This window comes from Vibrio sp. 99-8-1 (assembly GCF_013114595.1).
Classification (GTDB): domain Bacteria; phylum Pseudomonadota; class Gammaproteobacteria; order Enterobacterales; family Vibrionaceae; genus Vibrio.
The window spans coordinates 1-517 of sequence record NZ_VTXE01000085.1 but is presented as its reverse complement, the minus strand read 5'-3'; the positions used below and the strand labels follow the sequence as shown (position 1 = coordinate 517).

General features: G+C 36.2%; 1 rRNA gene. It reads right to left on the bottom strand.

Features of this window, described 5'->3' with window-relative positions:
• A 23S ribosomal RNA gene (locus F0227_RS21830) occupies nt 1-84 on the bottom strand; the annotation flags it as partial.
• Between the last annotated feature and the right edge of the window lie 433 nt (nt 85-517).

Here is a 517-nt window from a genome sequence, read left to right as displayed (position 1 = left end):
TAATCTACGCTTATCGCAAGTTAATACGTCCTTCATCGCCTCTGACTGCCAAGGCATCCACCGTGTACGCTTAGTCACTTAACCATACAACCCCAAAGGGTCTTGCTTGGTCTTTTCGATTTATTCTGCATTGCTTATTTTATTTGCTTGGTCACAATCAGACGATTGCTCCCGGCGTCAAATAAAAACGCGCTTTGCCTAAATCAAAAATCCACGTCGCAATACAGTTTGAACTGTAGTATGAGCAACCAAGGTTTAGTGCTGTCTCTTTATTATGAGCGAGACAGCTTTCGATTTTGCCGGACTCAAATATAAACAGCATTACTGAGTAATGTTGTTTCCAAGAACACTTGAATGTGTTTGTTTACCTTCATTTTTCTAAAAAATGAAAACAAACTTTTGGTACCTAAATCTCTTATATTTCAAAGAAAATTAGGATTTGAGAACTTTTAAATTAGATAACAATCAATCAAATTGTTATCTGTCAGCTTTCCAAATTGTTAAAGAGCAAAGATTT